Source organism: Pseudomonas sp. 7SR1, assembly GCF_900156465.1.
Taxonomy (GTDB): domain Bacteria; phylum Pseudomonadota; class Gammaproteobacteria; order Pseudomonadales; family Pseudomonadaceae; genus Aquipseudomonas.
Genome location: NZ_LT707064.1, coordinates 4309921 through 4328364, shown reverse-complemented (window position 1 = coordinate 4328364; position 18444 = coordinate 4309921). Strand labels below are relative to the sequence as shown.

Genomic DNA, 18444 nt, shown 5'->3' with positions numbered 1-18444 from the left:
TTCTGGCTTATTCATCCGGCCCTGGCTGCCCGTCCCAGCCACCGCCCAGCGCCGCGATCAGTTGCACGCTGGCGATCAGCCGGCTCTGTTGCAGGCTCAACACGCTGCGTTCATTGCTCAGGGCGGTGGCCTGGACCGTGACCACGTCGAGATAGGCGATCAACCCGGCCTTGTACTGGTTCTGGGTCAGGCGCAAGGATTCGCGCGCGGCGTCCAGGGCTTCCTGGCGCACACGGGCCTCGTCTTCAAGCACCTTGAGCTGGATCATGTAGTTTTCCACCTCACGAAACCCGTCCAGCACGGTCTGGCGGTAGGTGGCGACGGTCTGGTCATAGGCGGCGACGGTGCGGTCGACTTCCGCCGAGCGCTGGCCGCCATCGAACAGCGTCATCGCCAGTTGCGGCCCCACCGACCAGAAGCGATTCGGTACGCTGATCCAGTTGTCGTAGGTACTGCTGCTATAGCCGCCGCTCAGGCTCAGGGTCAGGTCCGGGTAGTAGGCCGCCTTGGCTACGCCGATGTCGGCGTTGGCGGCCATGACCGAGCGCTCCGCCGAAGCGATGTCCGGCCGTCGCTCGAGCAGTTGCGACGGCAGCGCCACGGGAATCTGCGGCAATGTGGGAATGTCCCGGGTTTCGGCCAGGTTGAACTCGGCGGGCGGCAGGCCGATCAGCACGGCAATGGCATTTTCGAACTGGGCACGCTGCCAGATCAGGTCGATCAGGTCTGCCTGGGTGGTCTTGAGCTGGTTCTGGGCCTGGGCCACCGCATCCCTGCCTGACACGCCGGCACGGTACTGGTTCTCGGTCATTTTCAGCGAACGCTGGTAGTTTTCCAGCGTGGCCTGCAACAGGCGTTTCTGCTCATCGATCACCCGCAGTTGCAGGTAGTTCTGCACCAGCTCCGACTGCTGGCTCAGGCGCATGGCGGCCAGGTCGGCATAACTGGCCTGGGCACTGGCTTCGTTGGCCTCCAGGGTGCGTCGCAGCTTGCCCCAGACATCTGCCTCCCAGCTGACGCCGGCCTGGGCGCTGTAGGTATCGCGGATACCGCTGGCCGAACTGCTCAGGCTCGAATTGCTGCTGCCGGTCCCCTGGCTGGAGCGGTTCTTGCCAACGGTCAGGTCCACTGTCGGGAAGAAGGCGCCACGGGCACTGCGCGCCAGGGCCTGGGCCTGGCGGTACTGGGCTTCGGCCTGGGCGACGGTCTGGTTGGAGGTGTTGAGCTTTTCCACCAGGCCATTGAGTTGCGTGTCACCGTACAGCTCCCACCAGGCGCCACGGGCCAACGCATCGCTGGGGTTGGCCTGGCGCCAGCCCTGGGCTTGCTTGTACTGCGCCGGCTGCGCCGTCGATGGGCGCTGGTAGTCCGGGCCGATGGCGCAGGCGCTGAGCATCGCCACGCACAGCGCCAGGCTCAGGACCCGCGAACCCCGGGCGGTCGCCAAGGGCGCGACAAGATTGAAAAACGAGCGATCGGTCATAGCGCAGTTTCCAGAGCAGCATCGGTACGCACGCCGCGCCAGCGATTGAAACGATGGCGCAACTTGTCGAGATAAAGGTAAACCACCGGTGTGGTGTAGAGGGTCAGGACCTGGCTGAAGACCAGCCCGCCGATGATCGTCAGGCCCAGGGGCTGGCGCATTTCCGAGCCTTCCGCGCCGCCCAGCAGCAACGGCAAGGCGCCGAGGATCGCCGCAAGCGTGGTCATCAGGATCGGCCGCAAACGCAGCAGGCAGGCACTGCGGATCGACTCCTCGGGTGTCTGACCGCCCCGTTCGAGCTGCAACGCCAGGTCGATCATCAGGATCGCGTTCTTCTTCACCACGCCGATCAGCAGGAACAGCCCCAGCAGCGATATCAGGCTGAATTCCTGGCCCAGCACGTAGATCGACAGCAATGCGCCGACCCCGGCCGATGGCAGGGTGGACAGGATCGTCAACGGATGGATATAGCTTTCGTACAACACTCCCAGCACCAGGTACACCGCCAGCAGCGCCCCGAGGATCATGAGAGGCTGGCCCTTCTGGGTGGCCGCGAAGGCATCGGCGGTACCGGCCATCTTGGCGATCACATCCTCCGGCATGCCGAGCCTGGCGATGGCCCGTTCGATGGCCGCCGTGCCCTGCTCCACCGTCACGCTTTCGGCCATGTCGAAGGAAATGCCCTCGGACGCGAACTGGCCTTCGTGGCTGACCCGGTCGTCCTCCAGGCTGTTTTCATAATGAGCAATGGTCGACAGGGGGACCCGCGCGCCGTCGTCGGTGATCACCTGGACCTGTTCGAGGGTGTTCGGATCCTGGGCGTACTTGGGATTGACCTCCATCACCACCTGGTACTGGTTCAGGCTGTCGTAGATGGTGGAAATCTGCCGCTGGCTGTAGGCGTTGTTCAATACCGTGGTGACCATGGCCATGTCGATACCCAGGCGCTTGGCCTGGTCACGGTCCACCACCAGCGTCACCTGCTGGGCCCCGCCGCCGTCCCGGGCGTCGATGGCGGTCAGCTCGGGCAAGGCCCGGAATGCCGCCACGACCTTGGGATACCACTCCCGCAGGGAGGCCAGGTCGGCGCTTTGCAGGATATAGGAGTATTGCGACGTGGTCTGCTCGCGGCCGCCTCCGAACTGCAGGTCCTGGTCGGCCATCAGCATCAGCTGGGCACCGGGGACCTTGGGCATTTCCTTGCGCAGGCGCTCGATGACTTTCTGCGCGGAGATCTCGCGCTCCTTGATCGGCTTGAGGCGCACCAGCATGAAGGCGTTATTGGTGCCGTTGTTGCCGCCGATGAAACCGGCCACGCTCTGCACCGCGTCGTCCTTGAGCACGGCGCGGCGGAAGATTTCCATCTTCGGCTGCATCACGCTGAACGACAGCCCGTCGTCGCCGCGCACGAAACCGATCAACTGGCCGGTGTCCTGCTGCGGCATGAAGGTCTTGGGCACCACCACGTACAGGGCGATGTTCACACCAATGGTCACCAACAGGCTCAGCAGCGTCAGGCGGCGGTGGCGCAGCACCCAGTCGAGGCTGGAGGCGTAGCCACGAACCATCCGCTCGTTGAGACGCCGGCTCGCGCGTTGCAGGCGATTTTCCTGCCCTGGTACGTGGGGCTTGAGCCAACGGGAACAGAGCATCGGCGTGAGGGTCAGGGACACCAGCAACGAGACCAGGATGGACGCCGCCAGAGTGATGGAAAACTCCCGGAACAGGCTCTCGACGATGCCGCCCATGAACAGGATCGACAGGAACACCGCCACCAGGGAGGCGTTCATCGACAACAGGGTGAAGCCCACTTCCCGGGCGCCCAGGTAGGCCGCCTTCATCGGCGGCACGCCTTCGTCGATGTGCCGGGAAATGTTCTCCAGCACGACGATGGCGTCGTCCACCACCAGTCCGGTGGCGAGGATCAGCGCCATCAGCGACAGGTTGTTCAGCGAAAAGCCGTAGAGGTACATCACCGCGAACGTCCCCACCAGTGACACCGGCACCGCCAGGGTCGGGATCAGCGAAGCGCGCAGGTTGCCGAGGAACAGGAACACCACCAGCACCACCAGGGCCACGGCGATCAGCAGGGTCATTTCCGCTTCATGCAGGGTAGCCTTGATCACCGGCGAGCGATCCATGGCCAGGTCCAGCTTGACGCTGGCCGGCAGCACGGCCTGCAAGGCCGGCAGCTGCGCCTTGATCTCGTTGACCGTCTCGATGATGTTGGCCCCCGCCTGGCGATTGATCACCAGCAGCACGGCGGCATCGTCATTGAAGAAACCGCTGTTGTAGCGGTCCTCGACACCGTCGGTGACTTTCGCCACATCCTTGAGCCGAAGCACCGAGCCGTCCTGGTAGCGGATGATCAGGGTTTCGTAGTCCTTGGCCTTTTCCAGCTGGTCATTGGCCTGGACCTGCCACATGCGCTGGTCATCCTCAACCGAACCCTTGGGCCGGCGCACGTTGCTGTCGGCGATGGCGCTGCGCACGTCGTCCAACGCAACGCCGTACTGGTTGAGCAACTGCGGCTCCAGTTCGATCCGCACCGCCGGCAGGGAACTGCCGCCGATCTGCACCTCGCCGACCCCCGACACCTGGGACAGGCTCTGGGACAGGATGGTGGAAGCCAGGTCGTAGAGCTGGCCTTTCTCCAGGACATCGGAGGTCAGCGACAGCACCATGATCGGCGCCTGGGACGGGTTGACCTTCTTGTAGGTGGGCATGCTGCGCATGCCGCTGGGCAACAGGTTGCGCGAAGCATTGATCGCCGCTTGCACCTCCCGGGCCGCGCCGTTGATATCGCGGTCCAGGTCGAACTGCAGGATCACGCGGGTGGAGCCCTGGCTCGAGCGGCTGCTCATGGTATTGACCCCGGCGATGGCGCCGAAGGACCGTTCGAGAGGCGTTGCCACCGTCGACGCCATGACCTCCGGGCTGGCCCCCGGCAAGTTGGCCTGGACCACGATCACCGGAAAGTCCATCTGCGGCAAGGGCGAAACCGGCAACAGGCCAAAGCACACGCCACCGAGCAGGGTGATCGCCAGGCTCAGGAGCATGGTCGCGACGGGGCGGCGGATGAAGGGGCCGGAGAGGTTCATCGACCGCCGCTCCGGGCTGCAGATGAAGGAATGCAGGAAATGTCCGGGCTTTCATGGCGAGGGGACTCATCCCCGCTTGAGTGCCAAGCGCTCACAAAAGGGGCCGCTACGCAGTCCAGCGGGGATGAATCGCCTTGCCGCAGAAAACGCGCTTGCCCCAGGTTCTCCGGCGCAGGCTCCAACCGCAAGCTCCCGAGCGTCATACCCGCACCTCTTTCCCTTCCGGCCTGGCAAACCGGCGGCCCAGGCGATCGAAATACAGGTAGATCACTGGCGTGGTGAACAACGTCAAGACCTGGCTCACCAGCAGCCCACCGACCATCACCAGGCCCAGGGGCTGGCGCAATTCCGCGCCGGAGCCGGTGGCGAGCATCAGCGGCACTGCGCCGAACAGGGCCGCCAGGGTGGTCATCAGGATCGGCCGGAAGCGCAGCAACGCGGCCTGGTAGATGGCCGTCTGCGGGTCCATGCCCTGGTTGCGCTCCGCGTCGAGGGCGAAGTCGATCATCATGATCGCGTTCTTCTTGACGATACCGATCAGCAGGATGATGCCGATGATCGCGATCATGCCCAGGTCGTTGCCGCTTAGGATCAACGCCAGCAAGGCGCCAATGGCCGCCGAGGGCAAGGTGGAGAGGATCGTGATCGGGTGGATGTAGCTCTCGTACAGCACGCCCAGCACGATGTACATGGTCACCACCGCCGCCAGGATCAGCAGCAAGGTGCTCGACAGCGATGCCTGGAATGCCTGGGCGGCACCCTGGAACTGGGTCTGCACGCCCACCGGCATGCCGATCTCCCGCTGGACCTTTTCGATCACCTCCACCGCATGGCCCAGGGCCACGTCCGGAGCCAGGTTGAACGACATCATCACCGCCGGGAACTGGCCGATATGGGCAATCGCCAGCTGCGCCTGACGCTCTTCGACCCGGGCCAGGCTCGACAACCGCACCTGCCCGCCTTCGGTGGTCTTGACGTAGATCTGGTCCAGGGCCTTGGGCCCGATCCGCTCCCCGGCCTGGGCCTGCAGCACCACGCGATACTGGCTGGCCTGGGTGTAGATGGTGGAAATCTGCCGCTGGCCGAAAGCGTCGTACAGCGCATCGGTGATGTTCGCCACCGACACGCCCAGGCGCGAGGCGGCGTCACGGTCGATCACCAGATAGACCTGCAGGCCCTTGTCCTGCAGGTCGCTGGCGACGTCGGTCAGTTCCGGCTGGCGGGCCAGCGCCTCGGTGAGGCGGGCGCTCCAGAGGGTGAGCAACTCGGCATCCGGCGACGACAGGCTGAACTGGTACTGGGTCCGACTGACCCGGTCCTCGATGGTCAGGTCCTGTACCGGCTGCATGAACAGGCGGATCCCCACCAGGCGGTCCAGTTGCGGCTGCAAGCGGGCAATGACCTGCGTAGCGCTGTCATCACGCTCCTTGTGGGGCTTGAGGTTGATCAGCAGACGCCCGCTGTTGAGCGTGGCGTTGTCACCGTCCACGCCGATATAGGAAGACAGGCTCTGCACCGCCGGGTCGGCCAGGATCACCTTGGCCAGTTGCTGCTGGCGCTCGCTCATGGCGGCGAAGGAAATCGACTGGGGCGCTTCGGAAATGCCCTGGATCACACCCGTGTCCTGCACCGGGAAAAAGCCCTTGGGCACCGCCAGGTACAACACCACCGTGAGCACGAGGCTGCCCACCGCCACCAGCAGGGTCAGCGGCTGGTGCTTGAGCACCCATTGCAGCTTGCGGCCATAGGCGGCGATCAGCCAGTCGATCCAGGCGCCACTGGCGCGGTAGAACCGGCCCTGTTCCTCTTCCTTCGGCTCACGCTTGAGCAAGCGCGCGCACATCATCGGCGTCAGCGTCAGGGACACCACCAGGGAAATCAGGATCGCCACCGCCAGGGTGATGGCGAATTCGCGAAACAACCGTCCGACCACGTCCGCCATGAACAGCAGGGGGATCAGCACGGCGATCAGCGACAGCGTCAGGGACACCAGGGTGAAGCCAATCTGCCTCGCCCCCTTGAGCGCCGCCTGCAATGGGCTGTCGCCCTCCTCGATGTAACGGGCGACGTTCTCCAGCATGACGATGGCGTCGTCCACCACGAAACCGGTGGCGATGGTCAGGGCCATCAGGGTCAGGTTGTTGATGGAAAAGCCGGCCAGGTACATCACCCCGAAGGTCCCGATCAGCGACAGCGGCACGGCCACCGAGGGAATGATAGTGGCGCTGAAACGACGCAGGAACAGGAACGTCACCATGACCACCAGGGCGATGGCGATCAGCAGTTCATGTTGCACATCCTTGACCGAGGCACGGATGGTCTGGGTACGATCGGTCAGCACCGTGACGTCCAGGCCGGCCGGCAGGTTGTCGGTGATACTTGGCAACAGGGCCTTGATCCGGTCCACCACCTCGATCACGTTGGCCCCCGGCTGGCGCTGGATGTTCAGCAGCACGGCCTGGTTCTCGTTGGCCCAGGCGGCAAGGCGTTCGTTCTCGGCGCCGTCGACGATCTGTGCCACGTCCTTGAGCCGCAATGGCGCACCATTGGCATAGGCCAGGATCAGTTCGGCATAGTCCTTGGGCGAGGTCAGCTGGTCGTTGGCGTCAAGCATCGAGACCCGGGTCGGGCCGTCGAAGTTGCCCTTGGGCTGGTTGACGTTGGAGGCCCCGATCAGTGTGCGCACATCCGCCAGGTTCAGGCCGTTGGCCGCCAGGGCCTGGGGGTTGACCTTGATCCGCACGGCCTGGCGCTGGCCGCCGGCGATGGTCACCATACCGACCCCGCTGATCTGGGCGATCTTCTGCGCCATGCGCGTATCCACCAGGTCATTGAGCTTGGGCAGCAGCATGGTCCTGGAGGTGATCGCCAGGGTCAGCACCGGGGTATCGGCGGGGTTGACCTTGTTGTACACCGGGGGCGCCGGCAGATCGTCGGGCAGCAGGTTGGTCGCCGCGTTGATCGCCGCCTGCACCTGCTGTTCGGCGACATCCATGTTGGTCTCGAGATTGAACCGCAGGGTAATCACCGAAGCCCCACCGGAGCTGGTGGAGGCCATCTGGGTCAGGCCCGGCATCTGGCCGAACTGCCGCTCCAGGGGAGCGGTCACCGCACTGGTCATCACATCGGGGCTCGCGCCCGGGTACAAGGTCATCACCCGGATGGTGGGATAGTCGACCTGGGGCAATGCCGACACCGGCAGCAGCCGATAGGCGATCAGGCCGGCCAGGACAATGGCCAGCATGCTCAGGGTGGTCGCCACCGGGCGAAGGATGAACAGCCGCGAGAGATTCATGCGCCGCCCTTTTTCGCCTTGTCGACCACGGCCGGTTCACTCGGACCCGCCGCGGTCTTGCCCTGCAGGTGCTCGGTCGGCGTGGTGGGCACGTCCTGGCTGTCATTGACCACCTCCACTTCGCTGCCCTCCTTCAAGCGGTCGGTGCCTTCGAGCACGACACGCTCGCCGGCCGCCAGGCCTTCGGTGACCACGGTGTTGCTGCCGTCGCTGGGGCCGATCTTCAACGTTTTGATGGTGACCTTCCTGTCGCCATCCAGGGCATAGACGAAGGTGCCATTGGTGCCGAACTGGATCGCGGCGGTGGGTGCCAGGACGACGCCCTTGAGGGTGTCGGCCAGCAGGCGGACGTTGACGAACTGGTTGGGGAACAGCGACTGGTCGCGGTTATCGTAGCGGGCCTTGAATTTCAGGGTTCCGGTGGTGGTGTCGATCTGGTTGTCCAGGCTTTGCAGCACACCGCTGGCCTGGAGTTTCACATCGCCGCGGTCCCAGGCCTCGACAGGCAGTTTCGCGCCGCTGCGGTAACGGGCGAGCACGGTGTCCAGATTGCTTTCCGGCAGGGTGAAGACAACGCTGATGGGTTGGGTCTGGGTAATGACCGCCAGGGCCGTGGTGTCGTTGGCCGCCACCAGGTTGCCGATATCCAGCTGCCGCAGGCCGACCCGTCCGGAAATCGGTGCACGGATCCTGGTGAATTCGAGGTTGAGCTTGGCATCATTGACCGCCGCCTGATTGGTCTTGACGGTGCCCTGGTACTGGCCCACCAGCGCGGCGGCGGTATCCAGGGTCTGCTTGGCGATGCTGTCCTCGGCATACAGCCCGCGATAGCGCTCAAGATCGACCTGGGCGTTCTTCAGTTGTGCCTGGTTCTGCAACAGCGTGCCTTCAGCCTGGAGCAAGGCGTTCTGGTAGGGACGCGGATCGATTTCGGCCAGCAGGTCCCCGGCCTTGACCATCTGCCCTTCTTCGAAGGCGATCTTGACCAGCTCACCGCTCACCCGGCTGCGCACGTTGATGGTATTGAGGGCCGTGACAGTGCCCAGCGCCTTGTAGTACAGCGCAAAGTCCCCGGTGACTGCCGGCGCCACCCGGACCGGCACCGGCCCCGTGGCCCCACCGAAGCCAGGTCGCATGCTGCCCGAACGCCCTGTGTGCCCCTGTGCGGCTTTCTGCCCTGCCCCTTGCTTGGGATCCGTGCCGGCGGGCCAGAATTTCCAGGCCACCACCGCGACGACCAAGACGATGAACAGGCTCAACAGCCAGCGGCGGGAGTTACGAGAAACGGAGGATTGCATGGAGTGATCAACCATTGGGCGCGTGGGCATCTTTTACGAGAGGCTGAACGATAAGCACTGGCGGGAATTTAGCAAAGCGCCTTTACCGGCAATTTACCTTGGGCTTACGTAGCGTGATGACAGGCTAAGCGCTTGAAGTACAAATGAAAACGGCCTGGACTTGGCCAGGCCGTCAACAAATGTAATAAATCCCTTATTTCAGGACAGCCAGCGCAGCGTCGTAGTTTGGCTCTTCAGCGATTTCCTTGACCAGTTCGCTGTGCAGCACGTTGTCCTCTTCGTCCAGCACCACCACGGCGCGAGCGGTCAGGCCTTTCAGCGGACCATCGGCAATGGCCACGCCGTAGTTCTGGATGAACTCGGCGCCGCGCAGGGTGGACAGGTTCTGCACATTCTCCAGGCCTTCGGCACCGCAGAAGCGCGCCTGTGCGAACGGCAGGTCGGCGGAAATACAAAGCACGACGGTGTTATCCAGTGCGTTGGCCTGGGCATTGAACTTGCGCACGGAGGTGGCGCAGGTCGGGGTGTCGACGCTTGGGAAAATGTTCAGTACTTTGCGCTTGCCCGCGAAGTCCTTCAGGGACACGTCGGACAGATTGCCGGCCACCAGGGAAAAGGCTGGCGCCTTGCTACCGGCTTGTGGCAATTGGCCGTTGACCTGGACCGGGTTGCCTTTGAGGGTGACTTGAGCCATGGGCGAATTCCTTCTGACAGGTTTGAAAAATGGTGAGGCAGGAGTTAACCACGAAATGCTCGCCCGACCTATGGCTGGACATGAAAAGTCATGGTGTTCATGACCGCGCAATCCTGTGGGGGCGAGCCTGCCCGCCCCCACGAAAGGACGCTACCGGGCCTTGAGCTTGAGGAACGACTGATGCAGGTCCGAAGCCCAGCCATCCATGACACCTTTGACATCATCGGGTTTCATCACCTGGGACTCGTTGGACAACGGCTTGCCTGTCCCCTTGCGCACCACCTGGGCCACCACGGCATTGCTGGCGCCATCGAGGAAGACCGCTTCGGTGCCCAGGGTGGTTTCCTGGTCGCGGATGCCACTGGCGGTGCTGACAGCCGCCGCCACCAGCGCAATCGGCACCACCTCATACGGTTTCAGCCCTTCGGTCTTGCTGCTGACGGCGGTGATCGCCGCGCGCATCACCAGCACACCCGGCCCCGGCGCCTTGGCCAGCGGCAACGTTTTTCCCGCTTCACGCTGGAGGGCCTGATCGTAATAACCGGTGATGCCGGACAAGGTGGCCTGGGGAATCTTCACCGTCGGTTGCGGCTTGGGGTACAGCTGGGTCGGCTCGATGTAGATGCTGGTGTACTTGTCCAGGTCGACCTTCGGATCGACCCAGCGCATCACCTCGGCACCGGACGGTGACTTGTCTTCCTTGAGCCGGCTGTAGTCGCCCAGGAACCCGGAATACTCGTCCGGCTGAGTGATCTTGCTCGAACACCCAGCCAGGGCGAGCGAGGCGATGCAGATGGTGCCAATCACTGATGCGAGCTTCATGCTGTCACTCCTGTCAGCCACACGAGACGGGGCCGGGAACTACAGGTATAGCCAATGGGCACATTTTTGCCGCAAATATCCAGAAGCCCTGTGGCAAGTCAGGCGCGATCTCGAGGAATCAGGCTCTGTAATTGCTGCGCAAGAAAATCAGCATCGAACACGAAGGTATCCGGGTCTTTCAACCCATTGGTCTTGCGCCACTGCCATTCCCCGGAGGCCAGCGAATGCACCAGCGAAATGCTTCCGTACCGCGCCGCCGTCAGTCCCATGACCGCCAGCGAGATTTGTCCACCGCCACCCATTGCATCCGGGACGAACTCCACCGCCTTGCCCGTGATGGACACCGTGAGCTTTTCGGTCCTGAAGGTGGATGTTTCCACCGGGACGCCCGGCCCGTGGGCCACGTGGGCTTCCCGGCTCAGCGCCAGGAGACCGGGCGCCATCACCGGTGCCAGCCATTGCTCGATTTGCCCATACAACGCTTCGATCTGCTCGGCCCACACCGCCGCCTGAGCCTGGTGCTGCTGTTTTTTGTGCGCCTCACTGTCTGCGTAGCGACGAAGCGTCTCGCCCAGTTGCTGTACACCGTCCATGCGCTGTTCCTCGATCAAGGGCTTGCTGCGAACCGGGATGATGACAGGTTCGGGAGGCTGGCGTATGCAAAACCCACCGGCATGGCAGGAGAGCTACGTCTCGCCTGCTGGAAATGGCCCGAGGCACGGCGCCGGGCCCACGGCCGATCCCGGAACCATGACACCTGGCACAAAGATGAGCGCAACAGTTGATGTTGCGCTGGCATCCGTCCATCAACGAATAGAGACTCCAGGCAGGCCTGCCCTGTCGGTACAGGCCACAGCCTGAGGATTGACGAATGCGCACCATCGGCCTGATTGGCGGCATGAGCTGGGAGTCCAGCGCCGAATACTATCGCCTCATCAACCAGCAGGTACGAGACCGGCTCGGGCCGCTGCGCTCGGCCCAACTGTTGATGCACAGCGTCGACTTCGGCCCGGTGGAACAGGCCCAGCATGCGGGGCGCTGGGAGGATGCCGCCGCGATTCTCGTGGATGCGGCGCGACGTCTCGAGGCCGGGGGCGCCGAATGCGTGGTGCTGTGTACCAACACCATGCACAAGGTGGCGGCGCAGATCCAGTCGGCGGTTTCGATTCCGTTCCTGCACATTGCCGACCCCACCGGCCAGGCCGCCCTCGAAGCGGGGGCCGTCACGGTCGGCCTGCTGGGCACGGCATTCACCATGGAACAGGAGTTCCTCAAGGAGCGCCTGAGCGCCCAAGGCTTGAACGTAGTGATACCCGCCCCCGAGGAACGCCAGGCAGTGCATCGCATCATCTATGACGAACTGTGCGTCGGCGTGATCGATCCGGCATCGCGCCAGGTCTACCAGCGGGTCATCGAGTCCCTGGCCGAGCGCGGCGCCCAGGCGATCATCCTGGGCTGCACGGAAATCGGCCTGCTGATCAAACCCGAACACAGCCCCCTGCCGCTGCTCGACACCACCCACCTGCACGCCCGTGCGGCGGTGGCGTTCGCATTGGAGGACTGATCGCCAGCGGATTGCCCGTCATCTCCTGGACGCGGGCGGGCCCGCGAAGAGGCGGCACCGCTGGCATCGTCAGCAACACCATCACCGCCAGGAGTGGCGATCACGCCTGGAACCAATCCCTGCGCTCGTACAGCGCGTGTTGAATCATCTCCACCAGCATGCGCACTTCCGGGGTCTGCCGGGCCTGGGTGCCGACGGCCATCCACAGGTGGCGCTGCATCGGCACGTCGAACAACCCCGGCAAGGCCACCAGGCCACGGTCGAAGTGGCTCATATACTGCGGCAACAGGCCGATGCAGGCACTGCAGCGAATCATTTCCAGCATCAGCTCATAGGACTGCACCTGCACCACGCCGGCCCGACGCTGTTCCAGGAGAGTGTTCCACGGGGCGAAGCTGTCCGGCTGCCGGTCCGCCTGCCACTGCACCAGCATGTAGTCGTTCAGGTCGCCCAGGCAGCCCGGCCGGGTTGCCGGCCGCGAATATCGCTTGGCGATGTGAGGCAGGTAGTCCAGCCGCGCCAGATGCTCGGGCGGCAGCGTGGGAAAGCTCGGCCCGGGCACTGAACCGAGTGGGTCGCTCAGCCACAACACCAGGTCGGCACTGACGGCTTGCAGCGCCAGTTCACTGTCCAGGGTGATGATTTGCAACCGCGCACTGGCATTGCGGCGCAACAACGCAATCAGGTCACGCCCCAGGATGTCATGCAGGATCGACTCGGCCACCGCCAGGCGCACCAATGGCTGGTCCAGCAAGGGTGGCGAGCTTTCATCGGCCAGGGCCTTCAGCCGGGACTGCAATTGGCGCCCCTCCCGGCTGAGGGTCAGGGCGCTGCCCTGGAAGTTGAACAGGGAGCGCTGCAGGCGTGCCTCGAGCTGCATCAGTTGCTTGCGCAGCCAGATCGCCTTGACATTGAGGCTGCGAGCCGCCTGCATGAAACAGCCACAACGGGCGCTCACCAGGAAGCACTGGGCCACCTGGGGGTCGATGTCGCCGGCCAGGGCCAGCCAGGGTTCGGGCGCGCGCAGCGGTGCGCGATAAGCGGTGATGGCCTGCGGTCCTGCGGGCTCGATGAAGGTCATGGGTGACTCCCTGTCGGTTCTACGAATACGTTGAACTGCGCTGGCGTTCCCGATACAGCGCAGCGCCCTGTGGCGAGGGGATCGATCCCTCGCCACAAAAGTGTTCACATCACAAAGATGCTCACACCCATGGTGGGCCGAGGTTAACGCACCTCCTCCAGCACCTTGCTCAATTGCGCGCCGTCGATGCTCAGGGTCGCGGTATCGAGCATGCCATCCAGGTAGGCCTTGGCGATCTGTTCCTGGCGTTGCGCGCGCAGCGCCTGGGTCAGTTGCCCGCGAACTTCGTCCAGGGTGGCTTCCCTGGCCGGCTGCTGTTCGGTCAGTTTGATGACGTGATACCCCGCCGCGCTCTGCACCGGATCCGAAACCGCCCCCACCTTCAACCGCGCCACCGCCTCGCGCACTTGCGGCAGCAGTTGCTGCAAGGGCTGCATACCGCTGTCCCCGCCTCGCTCGGCAGTGGCACGATCCTGGGAAAAGCGGTTCGCCAGCGCGGCAAACTCCGCCGGCGACGCCTGGGCCTTTCTGCTCAGTTCGATGGCTTGCCGACGCACCGCTTCGAAGGTCTGCGGCTCGGTCGCCGCCAGGAAGATCTGGCTCACCCGATACAGCGCCGGCATCGTCCAGTTGGCTTTGCCCGCATCGTAGGCCTGTTTCAACTCTTCTTCACTGGGATAGCCGGCCGGCACCTGGCTGACCGATTGCAGGTAATCGCGAAACACGATCTGCTCGGTGGCCGCCCGGGTCTGGCGCTCCACGTCCGGACGATGTCGCCAACCCTGGGCATCGGCCTGCTCCAGCACGGCCTTTTCCGCCAGCCGCGCCCGAATCCAACTCTCCAGCGCGGCCCGGTTACCGCGCATCTGCTCGCGGACCTGCGGTGTCAGGGCGGCCAGCAGCGCCTTGAGCTCGTCGGGGCTGACCTGCTGATTGCCCAAGCGCGCCAGGCTCGGCCCGTCGGCGGGCATGACGCTGGCGTCCTGCACCGCCGCCACCGGATCGTTGCCCGGTCGCAGGCCTTGCACCACGGCCACCGCAACCAGGGCCACCGCTGCAAAAAGAACCGCGAAGATCGTTTTTCTCACGATGCGCTGGCCTCCTCCACCGATGCCTCGGCCGAAGCCTGCAGGCGCGCCGCGTTCTGGCTGTACTCGCGCAGGTAGACGATGAACTCCTGCAACAGACGGTCCCACAGTTCCAGGTGGCTGCGCAGGTGATCGCCGCTGACGCCGGCGGCGACCACCACGTCCATCTCCATCACCAGGAACTCGCCCTGCACCGACAGCCGGGCAAAGCGCCGCGAGGCATTCCACAGCTCGGCCAGCCCGGCCGGCAGCTCGCCCTGGACCCGCAAGGCGCAGCTGAACGTGAAGTCCAGGTACTGCCCCGCAGTGGGCGTCGGATTGCCGAAGCGTACCGCGAAGCCGATACCCTGGCTGGCGCTGAGCAGCTGCACGATGCCGTTCTGCTCCGTTTCGTTGACCCGGTAACCGGCGCTTTGCAACAGCTCGGTCAGCGATGTCGGGGAAACGTGTTCAATCAATGAAGTCATGCTCGGTCCATCCTTGCTTTCAATGAGTAATCGAGGCCTGGGGGGCGTCGAAACGGTTCTTGTAGAGATCGTCGCCAAACCCTTGGGCCAGCTCTTCGAAACGTACCCGGGCCTTGGCCGCGAACGGCTGGCGAATCTTCATGACATCGGTGACGTCGATGGTTTCATAGGCATGCAGCAACGACTGGGCGACTTCGTACATCTGCTGATTCTTGACCGAACATTGCTGCACTTGTGTGTCACGTTCGGCCAGACGGGCCTCCAGGCGGGCGCGCTCGGCCTCCTTGCCACGGGCCAGGGTCAGCAGCTCGTCGTAGGCTTTCTTGAATTTGCCGATCTGCTCATTGCGGGCGGCCACCTGGGCCTGGGCCTGGCTCTGCAGGCTTTCCTGGCGCCCGGCCAGTTGTTCGTTCAAGGCCTGGGCCTTGTTCAGTTGCGCGGTCAATTGCTTGACCTGCGCCTGGGCCTCCCTGGCCTGGCCTTCGGCCGCCTGTCGGGCCGCACTGGCCTGGGCCTGCTCGCTTTGCAGGGCTTGCAACTGGGCCGTGGTGCTGCGCAGTTGCGCCCGCAGCCGTTCCTCCAGGCCCTCGCCGTGGGCACCGCTGTTCAATAGCAGGCCCAGCACCAGCAACGCGGCTGGGCATGAACCCATGGCTCGCCTTTTCATGAAGCCTCCCTGCGCTTAGAAGCGCGTGTTGATTTCAAGCTGCAGAACGTCGATATCGTAGGGCGCGCCATACACCGCCTCGGCACTCAACCAACGGCCGGTGGCGAAGACGTTGCTGGCCAGGCCGTAGTTGCCACCGAGGAAGTAGCCTTTGGCGTTGGTGCCGCCCAAATGGAACGACGAGTCGTTGAAACCGTCCGGCAAGGCATCCGGCTGGATGTACTTGTAACCGGCGAACAGGTTCCAGTCGCCCTCGCGCTTTAGCTCCAGGGCCCTGCCCAGGGTGAACTGGAGCATCCAGGCGTTGGCGCCGCTTTCCAGTTCGCCACTCTCGTCCAGGTTGTTGGCGAACTGGCCTTCGGAACGCTTGCGCATCTCGCCTTCGTCGTAGCCCAGGTTGTGTACGTAGTTGGCCTGGCTGCGCAGTTTCAAGTCCTCGGGCAGGTCGGCATCCCAGACCAGGTTCAGGTCCAGCAGGTTGAACTCCGACGCCAGGCCGACGTATTGCGGCTGGGGCGTGGTGGACGGGTTGAGCGGGTTGGGCGTGATGTCGCGCAGCAGGAACACCGTATTGCCCTTCTGCATGAAAGCCACGCGAGAACCGTCGCTGTCGCACCCGGGGTCACCGGCCCACGGCTGGCACGGCGAGGAGCGCTTGCCCTCGATGTCGTCGAAGCGGTAATAGGCCAGCGCACCCTTGACCCGGTTGCTGTCGTTGATCGCCCAGTTCGCCCCCAGTTGCGCACCGTAGAGCCACTTGTTGTCGCTCTCCTCCTTGTCCGTGCCATTGCTGGTGCTGGTGTCATTGGTGTATTCCACCGGGAACGCGCCGACGGTGCCGAACAGGCCCCAGTCCCGATTGAGCTTGCGATTGAAGATCGCCGCCACCCCATCGAAATTCAGATCGCCGGAATACAGCATGTCGGTGGAGAAGAACGGATTCGCAATCCGCCCCCCGGTCAGGGTCAGTTCATCCGATGCCTTCCAGGTCAGGTAGCCCTGATCGAGCCAGATGTCTTTCTTGCCGAAGCCACCGCCCAGGGTCTGGGTGGTGGACACCGGGTTATTGTCCGAACCGGTACCGATGCGGATGCCGGCGGTCCATTGCGGCGCAATCACCGCCTTCATCCCCAGGCGCGCCCGCAGGCGGAACAGGTTTTCCCGATCCTCGCGGGTGTTGAGCAAGGGCGGCAGGCTGGAGCTGCTGTTGGGATTGACGTCGTACGGTCCCTTGTCATTGAGCCGGGCGAAGTCGACGATCTCGTTGCTGTTGTTGCCCGAGTAGTAGCGCGACTCGTCACGCAGGCGAATGTCGCCATCGAAGCTGATGCGTGACACCCAGTCCGGGAACGTGTTGGGCTGGGCCCAGTTCTCCTGCTTGGCGGTGGCCATGACTTCAGCCTTCACCTGATCGCGGATCTGCTCGCGAACGATGTTCGGCACGTATTGCACCCGTACGTCCCCGGGCGCCCCCACCGGTGCCGCAGCCACCGCCGTGGCGGCCTGGCGGGCCTGCACGGCTTCGCGCTCGGCCTGGGCGATCAGCCCATCGGCCTGGTCCTGCTTGAGTACCCCCTGCTGCACCAGCAGGCGGATCAGATTGATCGTGGCGTTTTCCGAGGGCGCCGCAGCGGCGACCGCCTGCCCGGCCAGACCCAGGACTACCAGGCCGACCCTCCACGACAATCGATTCACATTGGAAATCATCTGCACACAACTCCTGTTGGCAAACTTTCAAGCATTCGGTTAACCCGGACGCCGCCCTTGCAAGGACAGGCGCACGGGCAATGTCAGGGAAGCCGGTGGCCGCTCGCTCAGATGAGGTGAGGCGCGCAGGGCCGAAATCACTTGTTCATCCACTTGCCGATTGCCGCTGGACTTGACCAGCTCGACCCGTGTGATCTCGCCGACGGCACTCAGCCAGACGTCAGCCTGTAGGGAAAACGCCAGGCTGCGCAGCTGCGGGTTCTCCCGCAGCAGGCGCTGGAAGGTGAAGGCCAGGAACTGGCTGTAGGTACCGTTGCCCAGGCGCCCGCCTCCAGCACCAGCCATGCCACCTCCCTTGCCGGCGCCGATATTGAAAGCGTCGTTGCCGGACTGGGCCTCGCCGTCCATCTGCATCGGGTTCGCCAGGTCGTCCACCGGCGAAGGCGGGGCCTGCTCTTCAGGCTTGACCTCCTCCGGCTCCGGGGTGGGCTCGGGCTCCACCACCTTTTCCTCCACCTGTGACTCCGGTTCCTTGGGCTTCTCCGGCGGTGGGGGTGGAGGTGGGGGCGGCAGCGCAATGATGGTCGGGACCTTCGGCGCCTCGCGCCGCACGCCGCTCATGTCGTTGGCCCACTGCCACAGCAGCCAGGCCGCCAGGGCGCCCAGCGCCAGGCCCGCCGCCCACTTGAGCAGGCGCCAGGGCGAGGTCTTCACCGGGGGCGGATCGATGGGGAGTCTGGCGGTCATGGTCAGCCCTGGCTCGGTTTGCCGGTCACCAGACCGACCTGGGACAGTTCCAGGCGCCGCAACAGATCCAGCACCTCGATGACCTTCTGGTACTGCACTGTGGCGTCACCACGCACGATGATCGGAAAATCGGGGCTCTGGGCCTTCTCGATGCGCAGGCGTTCCTCCAGTTCCGCCAGGGTCACCGGGTAGGCATCGAGGAACACCTGGCCGCCATCGTTCACCGAGATCGCCTTGGTCTTGGCTTCCGACAGAGACACCGAGGCACTGGCCTTGGGCAGGTTGATCTGGATGCCCGACACCTGGGCCGTGGCCGTGAGGATGAACATCACCAGCACCACCATGAGCACGTCCACCAGGGGCGTGATGTTGATGCTGTCCACCGCGGCGTCATCGTCGTCATCGTGCGAAGCATTTACGCTAGCCATCG

15 protein-coding genes are annotated in these 18444 nt (G+C 64.2%); 1 reads left to right on the top strand and 14 read right to left on the bottom strand.

The features are described 5' to 3' along the window. Positions 1–7: 7 nt before the first annotated feature. The 7 genes from BW992_RS19360 to BW992_RS19330 all read right to left on the bottom strand — a co-directional run bounded on the left by BW992_RS19360 (position 8) and on the right by BW992_RS19330 (position 11286). On the bottom strand, positions 8–1483 hold the full coding sequence (locus BW992_RS19360; RefSeq protein WP_072432073.1) for an efflux transporter outer membrane subunit: 1476 nt from the start codon (positions 1481–1483) through the stop codon (positions 8–10). After that, the gene (locus tag BW992_RS19355) at positions 1480–4584 is read right to left on the bottom strand and encodes an efflux RND transporter permease subunit (RefSeq protein WP_076406931.1); all 3105 of its coding nucleotides are present in this window, start codon (positions 4582–4584) and stop codon (positions 1480–1482) included. Before BW992_RS19355 ends, BW992_RS19360 begins: the two co-directional genes overlap by 4 nt. Before the next feature lie 199 nt (positions 4585–4783). Then, complete coding sequence (locus BW992_RS19350) at positions 4784–7879, bottom strand: MdtB/MuxB family multidrug efflux RND transporter permease subunit (RefSeq protein ID WP_072398761.1); 3096 nt, start codon at positions 7877–7879, stop codon at positions 4784–4786. Continuing rightward, on the bottom strand, positions 7876–9192 hold the full coding sequence (locus BW992_RS19345; protein WP_072398762.1) for an MdtA/MuxA family multidrug efflux RND transporter periplasmic adaptor subunit: 1317 nt from the start codon (positions 9190–9192) through the stop codon (positions 7876–7878). The genes BW992_RS19350 and BW992_RS19345 overlap by 4 nt, the downstream gene beginning before the upstream one ends. 178 nt (positions 9193–9370) lie before the next feature. Continuing rightward, the gene (tpx, locus tag BW992_RS19340) at positions 9371–9871 is read right to left on the bottom strand and encodes a thiol peroxidase (protein WP_072398763.1); all 501 of its coding nucleotides are present in this window, start codon (positions 9869–9871) and stop codon (positions 9371–9373) included. A gap of 150 nt (positions 9872–10021) precedes the next feature. Next, positions 10022–10693 (bottom strand): DUF3313 domain-containing protein, encoded by a 672-nt coding sequence (locus BW992_RS19335; RefSeq protein WP_072398764.1) that lies wholly within the window; start codon positions 10691–10693, stop codon positions 10022–10024. Between the two features lie 98 nt (positions 10694–10791). Beyond that, positions 10792–11286 (bottom strand): hypothetical protein, encoded by a 495-nt coding sequence (locus tag BW992_RS19330; RefSeq protein ID WP_076406930.1) that lies wholly within the window; start codon positions 11284–11286, stop codon positions 10792–10794. Positions 11287–11564: 278 nt separating this feature from the next. Between BW992_RS19330 and BW992_RS19325 the strand changes: the two genes are divergently transcribed. Beyond that, a complete protein-coding gene (locus BW992_RS19325; protein ID WP_072398766.1) occupies positions 11565–12257 on the top strand; it encodes an aspartate/glutamate racemase family protein in 693 nt (230 codons plus the stop codon). A gap of 100 nt (positions 12258–12357) precedes the next feature. Here BW992_RS19325 and BW992_RS19320 read toward each other — a convergent pair whose 3' ends face one another. The 7 genes from BW992_RS19320 to BW992_RS19290 all read right to left on the bottom strand — a co-directional run bounded on the left by BW992_RS19320 (position 12358) and on the right by BW992_RS19290 (position 18442). Next, the gene (locus tag BW992_RS19320) at positions 12358–13338 is read right to left on the bottom strand and encodes a LysR family transcriptional regulator (protein ID WP_076406929.1); all 981 of its coding nucleotides are present in this window, start codon (positions 13336–13338) and stop codon (positions 12358–12360) included. 143 nt (positions 13339–13481) lie between these two features. Further along, positions 13482–14426, bottom strand: a complete 945-nt coding sequence (locus tag BW992_RS19315) for a peptidylprolyl isomerase (RefSeq protein WP_076406928.1) — start codon at positions 14424–14426, stop codon at positions 13482–13484. Beyond that, complete coding sequence (locus BW992_RS19310) at positions 14423–14893, bottom strand: YbjN domain-containing protein (RefSeq protein WP_072398769.1); 471 nt, start codon at positions 14891–14893, stop codon at positions 14423–14425. Before BW992_RS19310 ends, BW992_RS19315 begins: the two co-directional genes overlap by 4 nt. A 19-nt stretch (positions 14894–14912) precedes the next feature. Continuing rightward, complete coding sequence (locus BW992_RS19305; protein ID WP_072432078.1) at positions 14913–15560, bottom strand: DNA repair protein; 648 nt, start codon at positions 15558–15560, stop codon at positions 14913–14915. 15 nt (positions 15561–15575) lie between these two features. Next, positions 15576–17267 (bottom strand): putative porin, encoded by a 1692-nt coding sequence (locus BW992_RS19300; RefSeq protein WP_072432079.1) that lies wholly within the window; start codon positions 17265–17267, stop codon positions 15576–15578. Between the two features lie 39 nt (positions 17268–17306). After that, entirely contained in the window at positions 17307–18014 is a 708-nt protein-coding gene (locus tag BW992_RS19295; RefSeq protein WP_076406927.1) for a TonB C-terminal domain-containing protein, read from the bottom strand. Between the two features lie 2 nt (positions 18015–18016). Beyond that, positions 18017–18442 carry an ExbD/TolR family protein gene (locus BW992_RS19290; protein WP_072398773.1) on the bottom strand — a complete coding sequence of 142 codons (426 nt, stop codon included), beginning with the start codon at positions 18440–18442 and terminating at the stop codon, positions 18017–18019. Between the last annotated feature and the right edge of the window lie 2 nt (positions 18443–18444).

Coding starts and splice junctions, on each gene's coding strand:
- BW992_RS19335 (WP_072398764.1), bottom strand. CDS start 10,693: ATGAAGCTCGCATCAGTGATTGGCACCATCTGCATCGCCTCGCTCGCC.
- BW992_RS19300 (WP_072432079.1), bottom strand. CDS start 17,267: ATGATTTCCAATGTGAATCGATTGTCGTGGAGGGTCGGCCTGGTAGTC.
- BW992_RS19330 (WP_076406930.1), bottom strand. CDS start 11,286: ATGGACGGTGTACAGCAACTGGGCGAGACGCTTCGTCGCTACGCAGAC.
- BW992_RS19355 (WP_076406931.1), bottom strand. CDS start 4,584: ATGAACCTCTCCGGCCCCTTCATCCGCCGCCCCGTCGCGACCATGCTC.
- BW992_RS19325 (WP_072398766.1), top strand. CDS start 11,565: ATGCGCACCATCGGCCTGATTGGCGGCATGAGCTGGGAGTCCAGCGCC.
- BW992_RS19320 (WP_076406929.1), bottom strand. CDS start 13,338: ATGACCTTCATCGAGCCCGCAGGACCGCAGGCCATCACCGCTTATCGC.
- BW992_RS19345 (WP_072398762.1), bottom strand. CDS start 9,192: ATGGTTGATCACTCCATGCAATCCTCCGTTTCTCGTAACTCCCGCCGC.
- BW992_RS19350 (WP_072398761.1), bottom strand. CDS start 7,879: ATGAATCTCTCGCGGCTGTTCATCCTTCGCCCGGTGGCGACCACCCTG.
- BW992_RS19290 (WP_072398773.1), bottom strand. CDS start 18,442: ATGGCTAGCGTAAATGCTTCGCACGATGACGACGATGACGCCGCGGTG.
- tpx (WP_072398763.1), bottom strand. CDS start 9,871: ATGGCTCAAGTCACCCTCAAAGGCAACCCGGTCCAGGTCAACGGCCAA.
- BW992_RS19310 (WP_072398769.1), bottom strand. CDS start 14,893: ATGACTTCATTGATTGAACACGTTTCCCCGACATCGCTGACCGAGCTG.
- BW992_RS19360 (WP_072432073.1), bottom strand. CDS start 1,483: ATGACCGATCGCTCGTTTTTCAATCTTGTCGCGCCCTTGGCGACCGCC.
- BW992_RS19295 (WP_076406927.1), bottom strand. CDS start 18,014: ATGACCGCCAGACTCCCCATCGATCCGCCCCCGGTGAAGACCTCGCCC.
- BW992_RS19305 (WP_072432078.1), bottom strand. CDS start 15,560: ATGAAAAGGCGAGCCATGGGTTCATGCCCAGCCGCGTTGCTGGTGCTG.